This window comes from Acidiferrobacteraceae bacterium (assembly GCA_037388825.1).
Classification (GTDB): Bacteria; Pseudomonadota; Gammaproteobacteria; order Acidiferrobacterales; family JAJDNE01; genus JARRJV01.
Window position 1 is genome coordinate 1 of record JARRJV010000012.1, and the last position, 20129, is coordinate 20129.

Here is a 20129-nt window from a genome sequence, read left to right on the forward strand (position 1 = left end):
GTGTAAGAAGGAGCACCCCTTGACCCCGCTCGGACTGTGTCCGAGCGGGGTTTTCTTTTTTCTGGCTTGAATATTAGAGGACACTTATGTAGTTACACTTGCCAAAGTCATGGTCAGGAACTATGTACTACCATTAATTACACATTACATATTGAACTTCCGGAGGGGAGCAATGGGTGGGGTAAAAACACCTTCCAAGGTACGGATATCGATTGTCACTTTTACCGCGTTGGCAAGTTTTCTCTTGGTACAGGGAACGGCCCTCGCCGCTTCGAAGAAAACACTCACCTGGGTCGGGTGTGGCATTTCCAAGAAGGCCTTCATGAGTGAGGTCGCTGCCGCCTACGAAAAGAAGACTGGGGTGAAAATCAATCTTCAGGGTGGCGGTGCGACCAAGGGCATTCGCAAGGTTTCTGCGCAGCAAAGCGACCTGGGGGGTTCCTGTCGTCAGACCCTGGAGGATCCGACAACCTTTGCTCCCGACGTCCATGAACGTCGGGTACAGATGGATCCCGTGGCCTGGGATGCCCTGGCCGTGATCGTCCACAAGGGCAATCCGGTGAAGAACATTACCCTGGACCAGTTGCGCAAGGTGTACACCGGGCGGATCACCAACTGGAAACAGCTTGGGGGCAACAGCGCACCCATCGAGCTCTATGTCCGCAAGGGCAAGATCTCCGGTGTCGGACGCACCCTGCGCGAGCTCGTCTTCTATGACTATGAAAAGAACTTCAGCAGTCCACACCTCCATGTGGAGCGGTCTTCGGGGCCAATCGAAAAAGCGATCTCCAAGGAGGCTGTAAACGGGATTGCCGTGACCGGGATCAGCAGCGCGCGCAAGCGCAAGGTCAAGGTCCTGGATCTGGAAGGAAAGGATCCCAGCTACAACAACATCAAGAACGGTGACTACCTGCTGTATCGTCCCCTGTTCCTGGTGACCAACCTCGCCAGCTTCAGCAATCCGGAAGTGCGGAAGTTCAGCGAATACGTCCACAGCGAGGAAGGCAAGGCGGTTATCCGCAGGGCTGGAACCGTACCTTACGAAGACGCCATCGGCCTGTGGCTGAAATACCTGAATTCGGTCCGCAAGGCCCAGGAAAACGGCCTGCGCCAGCGAAGCAGCTGAACCCCCTCCGTTCTTGTAAGGGCTTGAACAGTTATGGTACTTTGCGCGCCTGATTTTTCAGGCGCGTAGCTCAGCTGGTTAGAGCACCACCTTGACATGGTGGGGGTCGTTGGTTCGAGTCCAATCGCGCCTACCACATTACCTTTGGCAGCTTGGTTCACCCCCGCGGCGGCCCCGGTACCGGTCGCCGCAGGAATTTTGGGTCGGCCCCTCGTACAGGTCGACGGCAAAGCACAAGCGACCACCCGTAGCGGTCGCCACTGAAAGCAGGAGATGATCATGCCCCGAATTACCCTGCCTGACGGCAGCAGCCGTGAATTTTCCGCTCCCGTAAGCGTCGCGGAGGTCGCTGCCGATATCGGCGCCGGTCTGGCCAAGGCCGCTCTCGCCGGCCGCGTGGACGGCAAGCTCGTGGATACCTCTTTTGTGATCGATCACGATGCCGGGCTGGCGATCATCACCGATCGCGATGCCGATGGTCTGGAGATCGTGCGTCACTCCACCGCACATTTGCTGGCCCAGGCGGTCAAGCAGCTCTATCCCCAGGCCCAGGTCACCATCGGACCCGTCATCGAGGACGGTTTCTACTACGATTTTGCCTTCGAGCCGGGATTCAACGAGGAGGATCTGGAGCGGATCCAGGACCGCATGCAGCAGCTGGCGAAACAGGACGAAAAGGTTGAGCGGTCCGTGATGTCGCGGGAGGATGCCATCGAGTTCTTCCGTGACATGGGTGAGGAGTACAAGGCCCGAATCATCGAAGACATCCCCAAGGGGGAGGAGATCTCCCTGTACCGCCAGGGCGACTTCATCGATTTGTGTCGTGGCCCCCATGTGCCTTCCACCGGGAAGCTGAAGGCCTTTCGTCTGATGAAGGTAGCGGGTGCCTACTGGCGTGGTAATTCCCGCAATGAAATGCTTCAGCGTATTTACGGGACCGCCTGGACCAGCCGCAAGGATCTGGACGCCTACCTGCACAGGCTGGAGGAGGCGGAGAAACGGGACCACCGCAAGCTGGGTCGCAAGCTGGATCTGTTTCATACCCAGGAAGAGGCCCCGGGTATGGTGTTTTGGCACGACCGCGGCTGGACCCTGTACAAGAACGTCGAGCAATACATGCGCGGGGTCTTCCGCGACAATGGCTACCAGGAGGTCCGGACCCCGGTGCTCGCGGACCGCAGCCTGTGGGAGAAGTCGGGCCATTGGGACAAATTCAAGGACGACATGTTCACAACCGAGTCCGAGAATCGTGAATACGCAGTCAAGCCCATGAACTGCCCCTGTCATGTGCAGATCTACAATCAGGGCCTGAAGAGCTATCGCGACCTGCCGCTCCGGATGGCCGAGTTCGGCTCTTGCCACCGCAATGAGCCCTCCGGGACCCTGCACGGCCTGATGCGGGTGCGGGCCTTCGTGCAGGACGATGCCCACATCTTCTGCACCGAGGAGCAGATCCAGTCCGAGGTCTCGGATTTCATCGATCTCCTGTACCGGGTGTATACCGATTTCGGTTTCCCCGAGGTGATGGTTCGCCTTTCCACCCGGCCCGAGAACCGCGTGGGTTCGGACGAGGTCTGGGACAAGGCCGAGCACGCCCTCGAGCGGGCCCTGAACGCCAAGGGCCTGGATTGGGACCTGCAGCCGGGGGAGGGCGCCTTTTATGGCCCGAAAATCGAGTTTTCCCTGCGGGACAGCATCGGCCGGATCTGGCAGTGCGGCACTATCCAGGTGGATTTCTCCATGCCTGGCCGCCTGGGGGCCGAATACGTGGCCGAGGATGGGGCCCGAAAGACCCCGGTGATGCTCCACCGGGCCATTCTGGGCTCCCTGGAGCGCTTCATCGGCATCTTGATCGAGGAGCATGCCGGGGCCCTGCCGGCCTGGCTGGCGCCGGTTCAGGCGGTGCTACTGACGATCACCGATGATCAGGCCGACTATGCCCGGGAAGTGGAAAAAATGTTGAAAAATCAGGGCTTCCGGGTCGAAACTGACTTGAGAAACGAAAAGATCGGCTATAAAATCCGCGAGCACACTTTGCAGCGTATCCCGTATCTGTTGGTGATTGGCCAGCGCGAGGTGCAGGATCGCCGGGTTGCCGTGCGCACGCGAAAGGGTGAGGACAAGGGGGCAATGGCCCCGGGCGAGTTCGCCGAGATCCTGACCCAGGACATCGCGGGCCGCGGCATTTGACAATTTTAGAGGACTGAAACTATTTCTGCGAAACGCGAGACCCGCCTCAACAACGAGATTACGGCGCCGGAAGTCCGGCTGATTGGCCCCGATGGAGAACAGGTTGGAGTCGTCTCGAACGAGGAAGCCTTGCAGGCGGCGGAAGAGGCCGGGCTGGACCTGGTCGAGATCTCTCCCAATGCGGAGCCCCCGGTGTGCCGGGTAATGGATTTCGGCAAGTACCAGTACGAGCAGAGCAAGCGCCAGGCGGCGGCCAAGAAGAAGCAGAAGCAGATTCAGGTCAAGGAAGTGAAGTTCCGACCGGGAACGGATATTGGCGACTACAACATCAAGTTGCGCAACCTGATCCGGTTCCTGGAACATGGCGACAAGGCGAAGATCACCTTGCGCTTTCGCGGCCGGGAAATGGCCCATCGCGAGCTGGGCATGCAGTTGCTCCAGCGGATTGAGAAGGATCTCGAGGAATACGCCACCGTGGAGCAGCATCCCCGGCTGGAAGGCCGGCAGATGGTCATGGTGATGAACCCGAAGAAGGCCGTCGGAAAATAGCTATAGCCCCGCCGATCCGAAAGCGGTGGGTCAATGAGAAGGATTGATTACGGAGTAACAGGGCAATGCCGAAACTGAAAACGAATCGTGGTGCGGCCAAGCGCTTCAAGCGTAGCGCCGGTGGCGGGTTCAAACGCAGTCGTTCGCACCTGCGCCACATTCTGACCAAGAAATCATCGAAGCGGAAGCGCCATCTGCGCGGAACGGATCAGGTCCATGAGGCCGACGTCGCGCTGGTTCGCCGTATGCTTCCGTACGCATAACGCAGAAGAGAAGGTAGCACCATGCCACGAGTCAAACGCGGTGTCGTTGCCCACGCACGGCACAAGAAAGTTCTCAAGCGGGCCAAGGGTTATCGCGGCGCACGCAGCCGTACCTACAAGACTGCCAACCAGGCGGTGATGAAGGCCGGCCAGTACGCCTATCGCGATCGCCGCCAGCGCAAGCGCCAGTTCCGCGCCCTGTGGATCGCTCGCATCAATGCGGCGGCGCGCGAGAATGGCATGAGCTACAGCCGATTTATGAACGGACTGAAGCGCGCGTCCATCGATGTAGACCGCAAGGTCCTCGCCGATATCGCCGTCTTCGACAGCAAGGCCTTTTCCGCCCTGGCCGAACAGGCCAAGGCCAGCCTGCAGTAGGTCCGTATCGCTACAAACTGGTTCGCTGGTTTGTCTTGACCTCAAAGGGGAAGGCCGGATGCCTTTCCCTTTTTTGTTGATGACACGAAAAACATGCTCTGTCTGACCCTGTTTCAGGCAGGGTCGGATGGGAGGAAAATCTTGGAGCCACAGCTGATCGCTCTCATTGAGGAGGCCGAGCAGGCGATCTCCGCCGCGGATACGGTCGACGCGGTCGAACAGCTGCGCGTCCACTATCTGGGAAAGAAGGGCGTCGTTACCCAGCAGCTCAAGCGACTCGGCGGCCTGCCGGAAAGCGAGCGTCCGGCCTTTGGCAAACAGGTGAATGAAGCCAAACAGCGCCTGCAGGAACAGTTGAGTGCGCGCAAGCAGGAACTGGAAGGCGATGCCATCAGCCAGCGCATCGCCGAGGAATCCGTCGATGTCACCCTGCCAGGCCGGGGCATCGATCGCGGCGGTCTCCATCCCGTGAGTCGAACGCTGATCCGACTGGAAGAGATCTTTCGCAGCATGGGATTCGACGTGGCCGATGGCCCGGAGGTCGAAGACGATTTTCACAACTTCGAGGCGCTGAACATACCGCAGGATCATCCCGCGCGGGCCATGCACGATACCTTCTATTTCGACTCCGGCCTGGTGTTGCGCACCCATACTTCGCCGGTACAGATCAGGTACATGGAGCAACATACGGTGCCGCTGCGCGTGATTGCCCCGGGCCGCGTGTACCGCTGCGACTCCGACGTGACCCACACCCCCATGTTTCACCAGATCGAGGGCCTGTGGGTCGATGAGTCCGTTAGCTTTGCGGATCTCAAGGGTCTCCTGATCGATTTTCTTTCGCAGTTCTTCGGGCGCGATCTCGCCGTACGCTTCCGGCCGTCGTTCTTCCCGTTCACCGAGCCGTCTGCCGAGGTCGATATTGCCTGCGCCATTTGTGGCGGGAGCGGCTGCCGCGTCTGCGGCCATACAGGCTGGATCGAGGTGCTGGGCTGCGGGATGGTGCATCCGGAAGTATTCCGACACGCCGGCGTCGATGGAAACAGGTATCAAGGGCTGGCCTTCGGTGTCGGCGTGGAGCGACTGGCGATGTTGCGCTATGACATCGATGACCTGCGCCTGTTCTACGAAAATGATCTGCGCTTCCTGCGCCAGTTTCGCTAAAGGGGGTTGGCTATGAAACTTGGCGAAACGTGGTTGCGGGAATGGGTATCGCCGAAAATGGACACGAGGGCGATAGCCGAAACACTGACCATGGCCGGCCTTGAGGTCGATTCCGTGGAAGCGGTCGCGCCGCCCCTGGCGCGGGTCGTGGTTGGCCGGGTTGTATCGGTAGAGCCCCACCCCAATGCAGAGAAACTCAAGGTTTGCGCGGTCGATGTCGGGCGCACCCGGCCGTTGCGTATCGTCTGTGGTGCTGCAAATGTCCGGGAAGGCCTCGCAGTCGCGGTGGCTCTGACCGGAGCAAGGTTGCCTGGCGGCAAGAAGATCGAAAGCACCGAGCTTCGCGGCGTGAAGTCGTCGGGTATGCTTTGTTCCGCGGCGGAACTGGGGCTGGCCGAGGCCTCGGAAGGCCTGCTGGAACTGGATCCGGATTCGAAGCCCGGCCAGGACCTGGCCGAATGTCTGACGCTCGATGATGTCAGTATCGATATCGACCTCACGCCCAATCGCGGCGACTGTTTGAGTGTTGCAGGCGTAGCACGGGAGCTGGCCGCGCTCACGGGAACGCGCCTGAAGCAGCTCCGGATCGATGCGGTACGCAGCCGCAGTCAGACGAAGCCCGTTATTCGCATTCAGGCCAGGCGCGAGTGTCCGCACTATGTCGGCCGTGTCATCGAGGAACTGGATTCGGCCGCCCGTACACCACTGTGGATGAGCGAGCGATTGCGGCGTAGCGGGCTGCGGGCGATTCATCCGGTGGTTGACGTAACGAACTACGTGATGCTGGAGCTGGGCCAGCCCATGCATGCCTTTGACCGGGCGAAAATCGATGGCGCAATTGTTGTGCGCAAGGCCCGCGCCGGAGAGAAACTGGAGTTGCTCGATGGAAAGACCCTGGCTCTGGAAGCCGGTACGCTCCTGATTGCAGACCGGGCCCGGCCTCTGGCGCTGGCCGGAATCATGGGTGGGTTGGACTCATCCGTTGGCAAGGACACCATAGACATCGTTCTGGAGAGTGCATTCTTCCAGCCATCGGCAATTGCAGGCCGCGCGCGCAGTCTGGGACTGCACACCGATTCTTCCCATCGTTTCGAGCGTGGGGTCGATCCGGCGCTGCAACGGCGGGCGATCGAGCGCGCCACCCGGCTGTTGCTGGACATTGCCGGCGGGCGCCCCGGCCCGGTGGTGGAAGAAACCGTGTGGGCCCATATGCCGAGGCGAGCGGAGATTCGTTTACATCCCGAGAAGGTAGAGCGCCTGTTGGGAGTCCGGCACAAAGCGGCGCAAATAGAATCCATGTTGCGCAAGCTCGGAATGAATCCCCGCAAACTTGGGAACGGCTGGAAGGTGACAGCGCCGAGTTATCGTTTCGATATCGAGCGCGAAGTGGATCTGGTGGAAGAGATCGCTCGCGTAGGCGGCTATGACTCCATTCCCCCACAGAGGCCCACGGCCTCGGTGGCGCCGGTGGAGCAAGCCGAAGACCGAATGGATTCATCGCGGATTCGAAATCTGATGGCCGATCGGGGTTACCAGGAGGTGATCAACTACAGCTTTGTGGATCCAGATCTTCAATCCGAACTGGATCCCGAAGCGCAGGCGGTGCCCCTGGCCAATCCCCTGTCCGCAGACCTCTCGGTCATGCGCAGCAGTCTGTGGCCGGGTCTGGTCCGGAGCGTGGTCCACAACAGCAACCGCCAGCTCAACAGAATTCGTCTGTTCGAATTGGGACGGTGTTTCCGGCCAGGCAAGCGTCGGGTGGCCGAGCACGATACCGTGGCCGCTGCGGCAACGGGCACGGTCCTTCCCCTGCAATGGGGAAGCCCGGCGCGGGAGCTGGATTTCTTTGACCTGAAAGGGGATCTTCAGGCCCTGCTCGGGCTGACCAATTTCAACGAATTTCGCTTCGAGTCAGCAACCCATTCGGCCCTTCATCCCGGGCAGACGGCCCGAATTCTGCGAAAATCGGAAAAGATTGGCTGGATTGGACGATTGCACCCAAGAATTCAGGCAAATTTGGGGGTAGAAAGCCCGATTTTCCTGTTTGAGCTCGAATATTCTGCTATACAAGATGTGGAGTTGCCTGAATATCGACCCGTGTCCCGGTTTCCGGCGATCTATCGCGATCTGGCGGTGGTGGTGGATGAGTCAGTACCCGCCCAGGACGTGCTGGATTGTGCCGTCCAGGCCGCCGGCGAGCTCCTGGTCAACCTTGAGCTTTTTGACGAATATCGCGGGGAAGGTATTGATTCCGGAAGAAAAAGTTTGGGTTTGGGCTTGACCTTGCAGGACTCTTCGCGCACTCTTAATGAAGACATTGTAGAAACCGTGGTGAACCGGGTAGTGGGGGCGCTGTCGTCGGAACTGGCGGCGCGGCTGAGGCAATAGGCCCGGACACACGGACAAAATCAACAACGACGATATAGGGATACCGACATGGCGCTCACCAAGGCGGAACTGGCAGAGAGTCTGTACAACGAGCTCGGGCTCAACAAGCGCGAAGCCAAGGAATTCGTGGAACTGTTCTTCGAGGGCATACGATCCGCGCTGGCAAGCGGGGAGCATGTCAAGTTGTCCGGCTTTGGTAACTTCGGTCTGCGTGACAAGAATGCGCGACCGGGCCGTAATCCCAAGACGGGCGAAGAGATTCCGATATCGGCACGGCGCGTGGTCACCTTCCGAGCCAGTCACAAGCTGAAGGAAAGAGTGGAAAAGAATATTCCGACCCTGCAGCAGAGATTGCGAAAGATGGCCTAGCGGGCCTGGGCCGTCGCGGGCCGGCAAGGCGGGCCCGATAAGAACAACAAATATTTTCCAATGATAACAAGAGCTTAACGATGCTAGACCCGGGAGACAATCGCGAATTGCCGGAGATTCCAGGTAAGCGCTATTTTACCATCGGCGAGGTCAGCGATCTTTGCGGCGTGAAGCCGCACGTCTTGCGTTATTGGGAACAGGAATTCCCGCAACTGAAACCGGTCAAGCGCCGTGGCAATCGCCGCTACTACCAGCGCCACGACGTGGTGTTGATTCGGCAGATCCGTGAACTCCTCTACGTCGATGGCTTTACCATCAGCGGCGCCCGCAACAAGCTCACCAATGACGATCCGGTCGACGATGAGATCGATCAAACGCGCATTGTCCGGGAACTCATTGCTGACCTGGAGTCTGTACTGGAACTGTTGCGCAACCCCTGATTCCCCTTGTGTCCGGGCAATAGTCCGGTATGATTGCCCGGTTTTTGGAACGAGTCGATTTCTCGGGGCGTAGCGCAGTCTGGTAGCGCACCGCAATGGGGTTGCGGTGGTCGGAGGTTCAAATCCTCTCGCCCCGACCAGTTCCATTCTCTTCCACTCGAATCGCGAAGCCTCGCGTCTTCCATAGACGATTTCTTCGGCAAGACATTCCTTACGCCAGGGATCCCCGATTCAGGTTGGCCGGCCCAGGATCGGCGCTCGTGCCCCTACGGTGCCTATATTATGGTCTGCCAACAGCCGTGCCGCGCGATCGGCACCGTATTCGGTCATTCCCTGGCTGACAGCTAGTGGCCTGGGCCTTGTGGGCGGGATAGAGGGGATAGACGCCGGTGCCGTGACCGCTTGCCAAATTCGATTGCCAGGGGAAGGGCGACATAGCCGGGTGCGCCGAGACCCACGGTCGCCTTGGAACGATCGATCAGTTTGCCGAATCCCTTGAATTCCCTGCAGGCGTGTTCGAGTCCATGGGGCAGGGCGAGTTGGGTAAAACGAAACCGAATAGGCGAGAAAATCGTTCTGCAAGCCGCTGAAACCGCTCGGAAATACTATATTAACAAAATCTAATATACCATAGATTAACTCTGTTGGTTCGGGCAGGTTCGCTCCGTATACTGCGCCCTCCACACCGCCCCGCGTCACCATGCAATACAGCCAAGCCGACAAGCCCGCCGGTCGCACCGAGGTTCGAAATACCACCTGCTATATGTGCGCCTGCCGTTGCGGAATCCGCGTGACCCTGCGCGACGGCGAGGTCCGCTACATCGAGGGCAACCCCGAACACCCCCTGAACCACGGCGTGATCTGTGCAAAGGGTGCGTCGGGCATCATGAAACAGTATTCCCCGGCGCGCCTGACACAGCCGCTCAAGCGCAAGGAAGGAGCAGATCGAGGCGATGCCCAGTTCGAACCGATCGGCTGGGACGAGGCCTTCGACATTTTGGAACAGCGGCTGGCAAAGATCCGCAGCACGGATCCGAAGAAGTTTGCCCTGTTCACCGGTCGCGACCAGATGCAGGCCCTTACCGGCATGTTCGCCAAACAGTTCGGTACGCCCAACTATGCCGCCCACGGCGGCTTCTGCTCCGTCAACATGGCCGCCGGCATGATCTACACCATCGGCGGCTCCTTCTGGGAGTTCGGCGGTCCCGATCTGGATCGCGCCAAGCTGTTCGTGATGATCGGCACCGCCGAGGATCATCATTCCAATCCGCTGAAGATCGCGCTCTCGAAGTTCAAGCGCAACGGCGGCAAATTCATCTCCATCAATCCGGTGCGTACCGGTTATTCCGCCATCGCCGACGAGTGGGTCCCGATCCGTCCGGGCACCGATGGTGCGATGATGCTGGCTCTGATCCACGAGATCATCAAACAGGGTCTCTACGATCGCGACTTCCTGATTCAGTACTCCAACGCCGCGCAGCTGGTGAATCAGGACGAGGCCGACAGCGAGTACGGCATGTTTCTGCGCACCGAGGTTCCGGAACAGGAGGGCTGCTTCGATCCCCAGAACAAGCTGTGGTGGGATCGCAACAGCAACCGGCCCGTTGTGACCCATAGCGAAGGTGCAGACCCTCGCCTGTTGGGCGATTTCACCCTGGACGATGGCACACGGGTGAAGCCGGCCTTCCAGTTGCTGACCGAGCGGGTGCAGGAGTACACACCCGAGTGGGCGCAGGAGATTACCGGCGTGCCGGCGGAGACCATACGACGGCTGGCCTATGAGATGGGTGTGACCGCGCGCGATCAGAAGATCGAGTTGCCCATTGCCTGGACCGATACCTGGGGCCGGGACCATGAAACCGTCACCGGCAATCCCGTGGCCTTCCACGCAATGCGCGGCCTCGCGGCCCATTCGAATGGCTTCCAGAGCATTCGCGCCCTATCCATTCTGATGAGCATATTGGGAACCATCGACCGCCCCGGCGGCTTCCGCCACAAGGCGCCGTTCCCGCGGCCAATCCCGCCGTGCGCCAAGACGCCGCGGGATCCCGGGGACGTACAGCCGGACACGCCGCTCAATGGCATGCCCCTGGGCTGGCCCGCCGATCCCGACGATCTGTTCGTGGATGAGCAGGGCGAGCCTGTGCGCATCGACAAGGCCTTCTCCTGGGAATACCCGCTGGCCGTGCACGGGCTCATGCACAATGTCATTACCAACGCCTGGCGCGGCGATCCTTACAGGATCGACACATTGCTGATCTTTATGGCCAATATGGCGTGGAACTCCAGCATGAACACGGTCGCGGTGCGCGACATGCTCAATGACAAGGACGACAACGGCGACTACAGGATACCCTTCATCGCCGTGTGCGATGCCTTTCAGTCGGAAATGGTGGCCTACGCCGACCTGGTGCTGCCCGACACCACTTATCTGGAACGGCACGACGTGATGTCCATGCTGGACCGTCCGATCTCGGAATTCGACGGCCCGGTGGATTCCGTGCGCATTCCGGTGGTCCCGCCTACGGGCGAATGCAAGCCCTTCCAGGAAGTGTTACTCGAGCTGGGTTCGCGCCTGAAGCTGCCGGCGTTCACTGATGCCGGTGGCCAACGTAAATACCGCGACTATCCCGACTTTGTCGTCAACTACGAGACCGAGCCCGGATCGGGGATTGGCTTCCTCGCAGGATGGCGTGGCAAGGGCGGCGAAAAGTTCATGAAGGGCGAGCCAAATCCGAACCAGTGGCAGATGTACGAACAGAACAACTGCGTGTTCCACTACGAGCTTCCGCGTTCCTACCAATACATGCGCAACTGGAACCAGGGCTACCTCGAGTGGGCACAGAGACACCGTCTTACACGGTATGCCGAGCCGATCCTGATTCACATCTATTCCGAGGTATTGCAGCAGTTCCGTCTCGCGGCCCAGGGCAAGACCCAGGGCAAGCAGCCGCCGGAGTACCTGCGTGCGCGCATTGAAACCTATTTTGATCCGTTGCCGTTCTATTTCGAGCCCCTGGAGGCGCAGCTTACGGACAAGCGCAAGTATCCGCTGAGTGCCGTTACCCAGCGGCCCATGGCGATGTACCACTCCTGGGATTCGCAGAATGCCTGGCTGCGGCAAATTCATACCTACAACTACCTGTATATGAGTCCGGAGTTGGGTGCGCAGGGCGATTTCGGCGATGGCGATTGGGTCTGGGTGGAATCACCGTGGGGCAAGGTACGGGCCATGTGCCGTTTTTCGGAGGCGGTCGAGCCGGGCACGGTGTGGACCTGGAACGCCATCGGCAAGGCCAGCGGTGCCTGGAATCTCGATGCCTGCGCCAATGAATCCCGCAAGGGCTTCCTGCTGAACCACCTCATTACCGAGGAGCTTCCCGCGGGAGGTGAGGGCCGCCATGCTTCGAATTCCGACCCGGTCACGGGTCAGGCCGGTTGGTATGACGTGCGCGTACGGGTGTACAAGGCGGAAGCAGACGAGGGCGTTTCCTATCCGCAGTTCGAAACCATGGCGCCCTTGCCGGGGGAGCAGCAGAAGCGGCCCGGGTGGCAGGCCTATTTCGCCGGCAAGTTCCGCAAGCAGGGAGGTGGCCAATGACCCAGCTTGCCCTCGTCATCGATCTAAACGTATGTGTTGGTTGCCATGCCTGCGTCACCAGTTGCAAGGAATGGAATACCTCGGGCATGGCGGGTTACCTGTCCGATGATCGTCCCTACGGCGAGGACCCGACCGGCACCTTCTTCAACCGCGTGCAGACCTTCGAAGTAGGTGCATATCCGCATACGGAAACCGTGCACTTCCCCAAGTCCTGTCTGCATTGCGAGGATCCGCCGTGCGTGCCGGTGTGCCCCACCGGGGCGAGCTACAAGCGTGAGGAAGACGGCATCGTGCTGGTCGATTACGACAAGTGCATCGGCTGCAAGTATTGCTCCTGGGCCTGTCCCTACGGTGTACGCGAAATTGACGAACACCAGAAGGTGATGAAGAAATGCACCTTGTGTGTGGATCGCATCTACGACGAGGCCTTGCCGGAGGCTGAACGCAAACCGGCCTGCGTTCTGGCCTGTCCCACCAGCGCGCGGCTGTTCGGCGACGTGCACGATCCGGAATCGGACGTGTCGGTGGCCGTGCGCGAGAGCGGTGGCTATCAGTTGATGCCGGAGTGGGGGACACGGCCGGCGAATCACTACCTGCCGCGGCGCAAGACGCGCATCCGCATCCACGAAGACGAACTGCTGCGCGCAGACAATCCGCTCAAGAAGGAAGAGGAACGACCGGTCGGACCGGTGCAGGAACAGACCCTGGACGACGTCACAAGCTGGTAGGTCTTCAGCCTACGGGAATCGATATGCATCCGGCATTTTCAGTCATCTTTCTCACCACCCTGATCGGCGTCGGGCAGGGGTTCTTTCTTGCCCTGTACACGGGCGAGTCCTATGCGGCCGTGAAGCTGCTGCCGGCACAGTCGGCCCCGTTCTATGTCTGGGGCAGCGCGATCTCGGTAGGCTTTCTCGTCCTTGGCCTGTTGGCCTCCTTCTTCCATCTTGGTCACCCGGAACGGGCATGGCGTTCGGCCGCGAAGTGGCGCACTTCCTGGTTGTCGCGGGAAGTGATCGTTCTGCCAGCGGTTATCGGGGTCGTCTTTATCTATGGTGTAGTGCATGGCCTGGCATGGGATCTTTCCCGGGTCGGGATACACACGGGCATTGGTGGTGATCTGACGCTTCTGATCGGTGCGGTCGGCGTGCTGCTGACGTTTGCTCTGTTCCTGAGTACGGGAATGATCTACGCGTGCATCAAGTTCCTGCAGGAGTGGGCCACCTGGCTCACGCCAGTGAACTACACGCTGCTGGGCGGCGCCTCAGGATTTACCCTGGCAACGGCCTACGCCGCTGTCGGTGCGCCGGAGCTCACGGGATTTTACGGCGGCTGGGCCATGATCCTTACAAGCCTGGCGCTGGTTACCCGCGCGGCTTCCCTGATCCGGAATGCGCGCCTGCGACCGAAGTCTTCGGTACAGACCGCCATCGGTGTGCGGCACCGAACCCTCAAGCAACGTTCCCAGGGTTTTATGGGCGGTTCGTTCAATACCCGCGAGTTCTTCCACGGAGCCCCACCGTGGTTCTTCCGGTCCATCAAGTGGGTGTTTCTGCTGCTTGTGTTTCCGCTTCCACTCGCCCTGCTGGCGACGGGCCTGGCGGCCGGTTCGGCCACGGTCCTGCTGGCTGCCTTCCTCATCCAGTATCTCGGCCTGATCGCCGAACGCTGGTTCTTCTTCGCCCAGGCCAATCACCCGCAGAACATCTATTACCAGACTGTGGGCTAGACCGGGTTTTTCGGTATCTCGTCTTTCTGTCCGCGGTTTCCCACCCGGTCGCGGGACGGGACGAGTTTGTCCTGTGTCAGAATTTTTCGCTCGCACCTGCGAAACAATATCAGCACTCATTTGCTCAATACCGCCTTGTAGGCGGTGGAGGCATCGTGTGAAACGGATACGGTTCATCTGCCTGGCGCTCGGGCTCTCAGCTGTTTGCGGCATGGCGCATGCCAAGGAGGTCGTGGGCTGGATCGAGAATGTGAAGGTCTATCCTGGCGGCATACTCGTTGCTGCCAAGGTGGATACCGGCGCACATACCTCGTCACTGGATTGCCATTGCATCACGCCGAGCGAGCGTGATGGGCATAAGTATGTACGTTTCACTATCCATGGGACGGACGGAAAGATCAGGGAGTTCGAGAAACCGGTTGTACGCGTCGCCAAGGTGAAACAACACATTGGACAGAGCCAGGAGCGCTACGTGGTGAAACTGGGAATCTGTCTCGCCGGGACCTATCGCGAACGGGAGGTGACCTTGACCGACCGGGAGAACTTTAAGTATCCGATTCTGGTGGGGCGCAATTTCCTTGGCAGTTACTTCCTCGTAGACCCGTCGGCGAAAAACATTAGCAGCCCCAATTGCAGGGATGTCAATCCGCATGAGTGACCGCCCGGTCTACGTGCTGGCGGCGCTTCTGGTTCTTTTGGCAAGCGGTCTGTTTGCCTACAAATACTTCGTCCTGAAAGTACCGCTGACGCCCAACCTTCAGGTGAAGGCCTGGGATGTGGAGGTGCGTGTCGATCTCCGGGCGGAAGGGGGGCCGGCAAAAGTCTCCTTCTATCTGCCGCGTCCGAACGGAGTCTATGAAGTGGCGGATGAGCGTTTCATTTCCGGTGACTTCGGGCTGGGAATCCGGCGCTTCGTCGACAACCGTCTCGCCGTCTGGTCGGTTCGGCGGGCTACGGGACGGAAAGTGCTGTTCTATCGGGCAACCGTCAGGCCGGCACGGGCAGTGGGCACCGGGGCAGCAGCCAATCCGCCAGAGGTATCTTCTCCCGAATTCACCGCCGCCGAACGTGCTGCGGCGGACCAGCTCTTGCGCAATGCACAGAATCAGTCGGCAGATCTGGAGACCCTGACCGAGGCGCTGCTGCGGGAACTGATGGGGCGAGCGGATGACAACCTCACGTTGCTGCTCGGCGAGTCCCCTGACTTAGATAGAAAGCTGCAACTTGCTACCCGATTGTTGGCCCGCGCCGGCATCCCGGCGCGAACGGTCCACGGCATCCAGCTCGAGCAATTAGCCCGCAATGCCCGCCGCGTCGAGTGGCTGGACGTTTATTATGGCAAACAGTGGCACAGCTTCGACCCGGTCACCGGGGAGCAGGGCCTGCCGGACCGCTACCTGGCGTGGTGGCGCGGGAACAATCCTCTGGTGCGGGTCGATGGGGGGCTGCACCTCAATACCCAGATCGCCGTCACGCTGAACCAGGAGTCGGCGCTCATGCGTACGCGCACACCGGGTGGTTTGCTGGACTTCTCGCTATTGAGTCTCCCGGTCCAGACCCAGGCCGTGTACCACGTGTTGCTGGCCGTACCCATCGGCGTCCTGTTGTTGGTACTCATGCGCAACTTCGTCGGCATCAAGACATTTGGCACGTTCATGCCCGTACTGATTGCGTTGGCGTTTCGCGAGACCCAGTTGTTGTGGGGCATCGTTCTGTTCTGCACCGTGGTAGGGTCGGGACTGGCGTTTCGATTCTACTTCGAACGCCTGAAGCTGTTGCTGGTGCCCCGGCTGGCGTCGGTGTTGATCATCGTCGTACTGTTGATGGCCATCATCAGCGTGATCAGCTACCGCCTGGGGCTGCACCGCGCCTTGTCCGTTGCGCTGTTTCCAATCGTGATCATGACCATGACCGTGGAGCGCATGTCCATTGTCTGGGAGGAACGTGGCGCGCGCGAGGCCCTGGAGCAGGGCGCGGGCAGCCTGTTCGTGGCTGCGCTGGCCTACCTCGTGATGCAGATCGAACCGCTACGCCATGTCATCTTCCTGTACCCGGAGCTGTTGCTGGTGATCCTTGCGGCTACCATCCTCATGGGCCGCTACACCGGGTACCGGCTCACCGAACTCATTCGTTTCCGCGAGTTCGGTGGCGGCAAGCGGCCATGATGCTGGCGACGCGACGACAGCTGGCGGAGGCCGGTGTACTCGGTATCAACCGGCGCAATGCCCGGTTCACTTTGCCGTGCAACCCCCGCAAATACTACCCGCGGGTGGACGACAAGGAACAGACCAAGCAGCTGGCGCAGGAGGCCGGAATCGCGGTACCACCCCTGTATGGCGTGCTCCACATCGAGCGCCAGGTACGGGATCTGGCGCGCCAGGTCGCGCCGTACGCCGACTTCGTGATCAAGCCCGCCCAGGGCAGCGGTGGCAACGGGATCGTGGTGATCACCGGGCGAACCGGCTCGGGCTATCGCCTGGTCAACGGCGTTACCCTCGATGAGCGCGAACTGGCGCACCACGCGTCCAACGTTCTTAGTGGCATGTACAGCCTGGGCGGACAGCCAGACAAGGCGCTGATCGAATACCGGGTGCAGTTCGACCCCGTGTTCGCAGGCATCTCATACCAGGGCGTGCCGGACATTCGCATCATCAACTACCTGGGGGTGCCGGTAATGGCCATGATTCGTCTGCCGACGCAGCGTTCCAGGGGTCGGGCAAACCTGCACCAGGGCGCCATCGGCGCCGGAGTCGATCTGGCAACCGGGACCACGCTGCACGCGGTGCAGGACAATGCAATGGTGACGATGCACCCCGACACCGGCAACGCAATCACAGGGATCACGATTCCGTACTGGGACCAGATCTTGGCGCTGGCCGCACGCTGCTACGAATTGACCGGACTGGGATACCAGGGGGCGGATTTCGTTCTGGACAGCGAGCGCGGACCGCTCCTGCTCGAGTTGAACGCGCGTCCGGGACTGAACATCCAGATCGCGAATCACGCCGGTCTGTTGCCCCGGCTGCGGCAGGTGGAGCGTTCTGGGGCGCATGTCCGCGGGTATGAACAGCGGGTGGGATTCGCCAAACGCGCCTTCGCGCACAAGGAGGCATAGCGGCCACGATCACGCCTTCCCGCGCTTCAGCAGCACGTACACGGCGCCGGTGCCGCCATCCGCCGGCAGGGCGGAACAGAAGGCCAGCACCTCATTCCTTTGCGGAAGCCAGTTGTTGATCTTCTGCTTCAGTACGGGAATGCGCCCGGCGGATGACAGGCCCTTGCCGTGAATGATGCGCACGCAGCGCCAGCCACGCAGCTGGGCATCACGCAGGAACCGGGTCAGCTGTTCACGTGACTCGGCCACTGTGAGTCCGTGCAGATCCAGTTGGCCCTCGATTGCATACTTGCCGGTTCGCAGCTTGCGCATGACGCTGTGCTGGATCCCGGGACGCGTGTACAGAAGCTCGTCACCGGTTTCGACCTCGTTGGCCTCGAACCCGTCCGACAGCAGACTGTCCATGACCGCTTGGTTGTCTTCCAGCGTCTTTTTCGGAACCGGCTTGGGTTTGCGTCCGTCGGGCGTGACCCGGTCCTGCTTGATGGGACGGGCCCCGGCGACGGCATCGCGAAACAACGAGCCGTCGTCCGGGTTCCGTTTGCCGTCTTTGCCCATGTTCGTGTTCCGGGGCAGTGGGGTGCAGGCCACCCCGTGGGATTGGATCAGCTCTTCAGATAGCGCTCGGCATCCAGGGCCGCCATACAGCCGGTCCCGGCGGACGTGACGGCCTGGCGATAGGTGTAGTCCTGTACGTCCCCGGCCGCAAACACGCCCTCGATGCTGGTTGCGGTGGCATTGGTATGACCGCACGCGGTCTTGATATAGCCGTGGTCCATGTCGAGCTGGTCGGCGAATAGATCGGTATTGGGCTTGTGACCGATGGCGATGAACACGCCTTGCACGTCCAGGTCTTTGGTCTGGCCGTCGCGATTCTTGATGCGCGCGCCGGTGACACCGCCTGCATCGCCCAGTACTTCATCGAGCTCGCTGTTCAGTTCAAGGCGGATGTTGCCGTTGTTCACCTTTTCCATCATCTCGTCGATGAGAATGGCCTCGGCACGGAACTCCTCACGTCGGTGCACGACCGTGACCGTCTTGGCAATGTTGGAAAGATAAAGCGCCTCTTCCACGGCAGTATTGCCGCCGCCGATAACGGCGACGTCCTGCGTTCTGTAGAAGAAACCGTCGCAGGTGGCGCAGGCGGATACACCCCTGCCCTTGAACTTCTCCTCCGATGGCAGGCCGAGGTACTTGGCGGAGGCGCCGGTGGCAATGATGAGTGCATCACAGGTGTACACCCCGGAATCCCCCGTGAGCCGGAAGGGTTTCTGCTGGAGTTCCGCCTTCTGGATGGTGTCGAAGATGATCTCGGTCTCGAAGCGTTCCGCATGCTTGCGGAAGCGTTCCATCAATTCCGGCCCCTGTACGCCCTCGCTGTCGGCCGGCCAGTTGTCCACATCCGTGGTCGTGGTGAGCTGTCCGCCCTGTTCCATCCCCGTAATCAGTACGGGTTTGAGGTTGGCGCGGGCCGCGTAGACCGCAGCCGTGTAGCCCGCGGGTCCCGAACCGAGGATCAGCAGGCGTGCGTGTTTTTCTTCACTCATGGTGCAAAAAACTCCAGTCAGGTCATGGACAGGAACGGTCAGATACCCCGCCCCGGGGACCTGTTGTAATGGGGGCGAAAATCACTCATAAAAGTGCGCTGGGAATTCTAAGTGATAAGCCTCACAGCGGCAAAGGAGCCATCATGCGCATCGGTATCCCGAAGGAGATCAAGGTTTTGGAGGGGCGGGTTGCCCTGATACCGGCGGCGGTGGCGGAAGTCGTACGCCAGGGTCACGAGGTGCACGTGCAGGCGGGGGCCGGCGAGGCGAGCGGATACAGCGACGAGGACTACCTCGCCGCAGGGGCGACAATCGACCCCGATGCCGCCAGCGTCTACGGCGCCGCGAAACTGGTGCTGAAAGTCAAAGAGCCGATCGAGCCCGAATACGCGCTCTTGCGCGAGGACCATATCGTATTTTCCTATCTGCATCTGGCGGCGACGCCGGTGTTGGCGCGTACGCTGCAGGACAAGGGCTTGACCGCCATTGCCTTCGAGACCGTGGAGGAGGGCGGCGGACTGCCACTACTTGCGCCCATGAGCGATATCGCCGGGCGCCTGGCGGTTCAGGCAGGGTCCAATCTGCTGTTTCGGCCGAATGGCGGGCGTGGCCTGATGCTGGGCGGCATGCCGGCGGCCGAACGGGGGCACGTAGTCATCCTTGGCGCCGGTACCGTCGGAAGCAATGCCGCCGCGGTCGCCGCCTCCCTCGGGGCGCGGCTCACGGTTTTCGACCGCAAGCGGGAGAAACTTGCGCGAATGCACAGTCTGGGCGCGAACGTGACTGGCCTGCCGGCATTCGCGGATCTGATCGCTGAAGCCGTGCAGGACGCGGACCTGCTTGTCGGAGCGGTATTGTTGCCCGGCGGCAGGGCCCCGGTCCTGGTGAACGAGGAGCAGGTAAAGGGTATGCGGCCGGGCAGCGTGATCGTGGACGTGGCGGTGGACCAGGGGGGCTGTATCGCCACCACGCGGCCCACGGACTGGGAGCGGCCTGCCTACGAGGATCATGGGGTCGTCCATTTCGCCGTGACCAATATGCCGGGGGCAGTGCCCCGGACCGCCTCCCAGGCCCTGTCGACCTCCCTGGTCCCCTACCTGCTGCGTCTGGCGGGGCCCGGGGGACTGGAGGATCCCGCCATCCGCACCGGAATCAATGTCCAGGCCGGCAAAATTGTTCACGCGGCGGTCGCCGAGGCGCTAAAATAGCCCGACCCCTTGGCTGGGGTTCTAGAAATGGCGATAATAAACGCCAGTAAATCATTAACTAGTAA

General features: G+C 60.6%; 18 protein-coding genes and 2 tRNA genes. 18 read left to right on the plus strand and 2 right to left on the minus strand.

Features of this window, described 5'->3' with window-relative positions; all coding sequences use genetic code 11:
- Positions 1 to 172 precede the first annotated feature (172 nt).
- The 17 genes from P8X48_03420 (at position 173) to P8X48_03500 (ending at position 17309) form a co-directional block, all read left to right on the plus strand.
- Positions 173 to 1126 (plus strand): substrate-binding domain-containing protein, encoded by a 954-nt coding sequence (locus tag P8X48_03420; protein ID MEJ2106368.1) that lies wholly within the window; start codon positions 173 to 175, stop codon positions 1124 to 1126.
- Positions 1127 to 1185: 59 nt separating this feature from the next.
- Positions 1186 to 1262 (plus strand) — tRNA-Val (locus P8X48_03425).
- Positions 1263 to 1405: 143 nt separating this feature from the next.
- The gene (gene thrS, locus P8X48_03430) at positions 1406 to 3316 is read left to right on the plus strand and encodes a threonine--tRNA ligase (GenBank protein MEJ2106369.1); all 1911 of its coding nucleotides are present in this window, start codon (positions 1406 to 1408) and stop codon (positions 3314 to 3316) included.
- A gap of 21 nt (positions 3317 to 3337) precedes the next feature.
- The gene (infC, locus tag P8X48_03435) at positions 3338 to 3865 is read left to right on the plus strand and encodes a translation initiation factor IF-3 (protein MEJ2106370.1); all 528 of its coding nucleotides are present in this window, start codon (positions 3338 to 3340) and stop codon (positions 3863 to 3865) included.
- Positions 3866 to 3930: 65 nt separating this feature from the next.
- Positions 3931 to 4128, plus strand: a complete 198-nt coding sequence (gene rpmI / locus P8X48_03440; GenBank protein ID MEJ2106371.1) for a 50S ribosomal protein L35 — start codon at positions 3931 to 3933, stop codon at positions 4126 to 4128.
- A gap of 21 nt (positions 4129 to 4149) precedes the next feature.
- The gene (rplT, locus tag P8X48_03445) at positions 4150 to 4506 is read left to right on the plus strand and encodes a 50S ribosomal protein L20 (protein ID MEJ2106372.1); all 357 of its coding nucleotides are present in this window, start codon (positions 4150 to 4152) and stop codon (positions 4504 to 4506) included.
- 141 nt (positions 4507 to 4647) lie between these two features.
- Positions 4648 to 5667, plus strand: a complete 1020-nt coding sequence (gene pheS, locus P8X48_03450) for a phenylalanine--tRNA ligase subunit alpha (GenBank protein ID MEJ2106373.1) — start codon at positions 4648 to 4650, stop codon at positions 5665 to 5667.
- A 12-nt stretch (positions 5668 to 5679) separates the two neighbouring features.
- On the plus strand, positions 5680 to 8055 hold the full coding sequence (gene pheT, locus P8X48_03455) for a phenylalanine--tRNA ligase subunit beta (GenBank protein ID MEJ2106374.1): 2376 nt from the start codon (positions 5680 to 5682) through the stop codon (positions 8053 to 8055).
- Positions 8056 to 8103: 48 nt separating this feature from the next.
- A complete protein-coding gene (locus P8X48_03460; protein MEJ2106375.1) occupies positions 8104 to 8424 on the plus strand; it encodes an integration host factor subunit alpha in 321 nt (106 codons plus the stop codon).
- Positions 8425 to 8504: 80 nt separating this feature from the next.
- Positions 8505 to 8864, plus strand: coding sequence for a MerR family transcriptional regulator (locus P8X48_03465; GenBank protein MEJ2106376.1), 360 nt, complete (start codon positions 8505 to 8507; stop codon positions 8862 to 8864).
- Positions 8865 to 8927: 63 nt separating this feature from the next.
- A tRNA-Pro gene (locus P8X48_03470) sits at positions 8928 to 9004 on the plus strand.
- Between the two features lie 560 nt (positions 9005 to 9564).
- Complete coding sequence (locus P8X48_03475; GenBank protein MEJ2106377.1) at positions 9565 to 12465, plus strand: molybdopterin oxidoreductase family protein; 2901 nt, start codon at positions 9565 to 9567, stop codon at positions 12463 to 12465.
- On the plus strand, positions 12462 to 13193 hold the full coding sequence (locus tag P8X48_03480; GenBank protein MEJ2106378.1) for a 4Fe-4S dicluster domain-containing protein: 732 nt from the start codon (positions 12462 to 12464) through the stop codon (positions 13191 to 13193). The genes P8X48_03475 and P8X48_03480 overlap by 4 nt, the downstream gene beginning before the upstream one ends.
- A 23-nt stretch (positions 13194 to 13216) precedes the next feature.
- A complete protein-coding gene (locus P8X48_03485) occupies positions 13217 to 14194 on the plus strand; it encodes a dimethyl sulfoxide reductase anchor subunit (protein ID MEJ2106379.1) in 978 nt (325 codons plus the stop codon).
- 157 nt (positions 14195 to 14351) lie between these two features.
- Entirely contained in the window at positions 14352 to 14852 is a 501-nt protein-coding gene (locus P8X48_03490; GenBank protein MEJ2106380.1) for a RimK/LysX family protein, read from the plus strand.
- Positions 14845 to 16359: a UUP1 family membrane protein gene (locus tag P8X48_03495; protein MEJ2106381.1), complete on the plus strand. Its 1515-nt coding sequence runs from the start codon at positions 14845 to 14847 to the stop codon at positions 16357 to 16359. Before P8X48_03490 ends, P8X48_03495 begins: the two co-directional genes overlap by 8 nt.
- Entirely contained in the window at positions 16356 to 17309 is a 954-nt protein-coding gene (locus P8X48_03500; GenBank protein MEJ2106382.1) for an alpha-L-glutamate ligase-like protein, read from the plus strand. The genes P8X48_03495 and P8X48_03500 overlap by 4 nt, the downstream gene beginning before the upstream one ends.
- 9 nt (positions 17310 to 17318) lie before the next feature.
- Here P8X48_03500 and P8X48_03505 read toward each other — a convergent pair whose 3' ends face one another.
- A complete protein-coding gene (locus tag P8X48_03505; protein ID MEJ2106383.1) occupies positions 17319 to 17867 on the minus strand; it encodes a Smr/MutS family protein in 549 nt (182 codons plus the stop codon).
- A gap of 47 nt (positions 17868 to 17914) precedes the next feature.
- Positions 17915 to 18856 carry a thioredoxin-disulfide reductase gene (gene trxB, locus P8X48_03510; protein MEJ2106384.1) on the minus strand — a complete coding sequence of 314 codons (942 nt, stop codon included), beginning with the start codon at positions 18854 to 18856 and terminating at the stop codon, positions 17915 to 17917.
- Between the two features lie 143 nt (positions 18857 to 18999).
- Here trxB and ald point away from each other — a divergent pair, with 143 nt between their 5' ends.
- Positions 19000 to 20064 (plus strand): alanine dehydrogenase, encoded by a 1065-nt coding sequence (gene ald / locus P8X48_03515; protein ID MEJ2106385.1) that lies wholly within the window; start codon positions 19000 to 19002, stop codon positions 20062 to 20064.
- The last annotated feature ends 65 nt before the right edge of the window (positions 20065 to 20129 follow it).

Bases quoted from the DNA above. Each gene is read 5' to 3' on its own strand.
- P8X48_03420 (MEJ2106368.1), top strand. From the start codon at position 173: ATGGGTGGGGTAAAAACACCTTCCAAGGTACGGATATCGATTGTCACT.
- thrS (MEJ2106369.1), top strand. From the start codon at position 1,406: ATGCCCCGAATTACCCTGCCTGACGGCAGCAGCCGTGAATTTTCCGCT.
- rpmI (MEJ2106371.1), top strand. From the start codon at position 3,931: ATGCCGAAACTGAAAACGAATCGTGGTGCGGCCAAGCGCTTCAAGCGT.
- rplT (MEJ2106372.1), top strand. From the start codon at position 4,150: ATGCCACGAGTCAAACGCGGTGTCGTTGCCCACGCACGGCACAAGAAA.
- pheT (MEJ2106374.1), top strand. From the start codon at position 5,680: ATGAAACTTGGCGAAACGTGGTTGCGGGAATGGGTATCGCCGAAAATG.
- P8X48_03460 (MEJ2106375.1), top strand. From the start codon at position 8,104: ATGGCGCTCACCAAGGCGGAACTGGCAGAGAGTCTGTACAACGAGCTC.
- P8X48_03465 (MEJ2106376.1), top strand. From the start codon at position 8,505: ATGCTAGACCCGGGAGACAATCGCGAATTGCCGGAGATTCCAGGTAAG.
- P8X48_03475 (MEJ2106377.1), top strand. From the start codon at position 9,565: ATGCAATACAGCCAAGCCGACAAGCCCGCCGGTCGCACCGAGGTTCGA.
- P8X48_03480 (MEJ2106378.1), top strand. From the start codon at position 12,462: ATGACCCAGCTTGCCCTCGTCATCGATCTAAACGTATGTGTTGGTTGC.
- P8X48_03485 (MEJ2106379.1), top strand. From the start codon at position 13,217: ATGCATCCGGCATTTTCAGTCATCTTTCTCACCACCCTGATCGGCGTC.
- P8X48_03495 (MEJ2106381.1), top strand. From the start codon at position 14,845: ATGAGTGACCGCCCGGTCTACGTGCTGGCGGCGCTTCTGGTTCTTTTG.
- P8X48_03500 (MEJ2106382.1), top strand. From the start codon at position 16,356: ATGATGCTGGCGACGCGACGACAGCTGGCGGAGGCCGGTGTACTCGGT.
- P8X48_03505 (MEJ2106383.1), bottom strand. From the start codon at position 17,867: ATGGGCAAAGACGGCAAACGGAACCCGGACGACGGCTCGTTGTTTCGC.
- trxB (MEJ2106384.1), bottom strand. From the start codon at position 18,856: ATGAGTGAAGAAAAACACGCACGCCTGCTGATCCTCGGTTCGGGACCC.
- ald (MEJ2106385.1), top strand. From the start codon at position 19,000: ATGCGCATCGGTATCCCGAAGGAGATCAAGGTTTTGGAGGGGCGGGTT.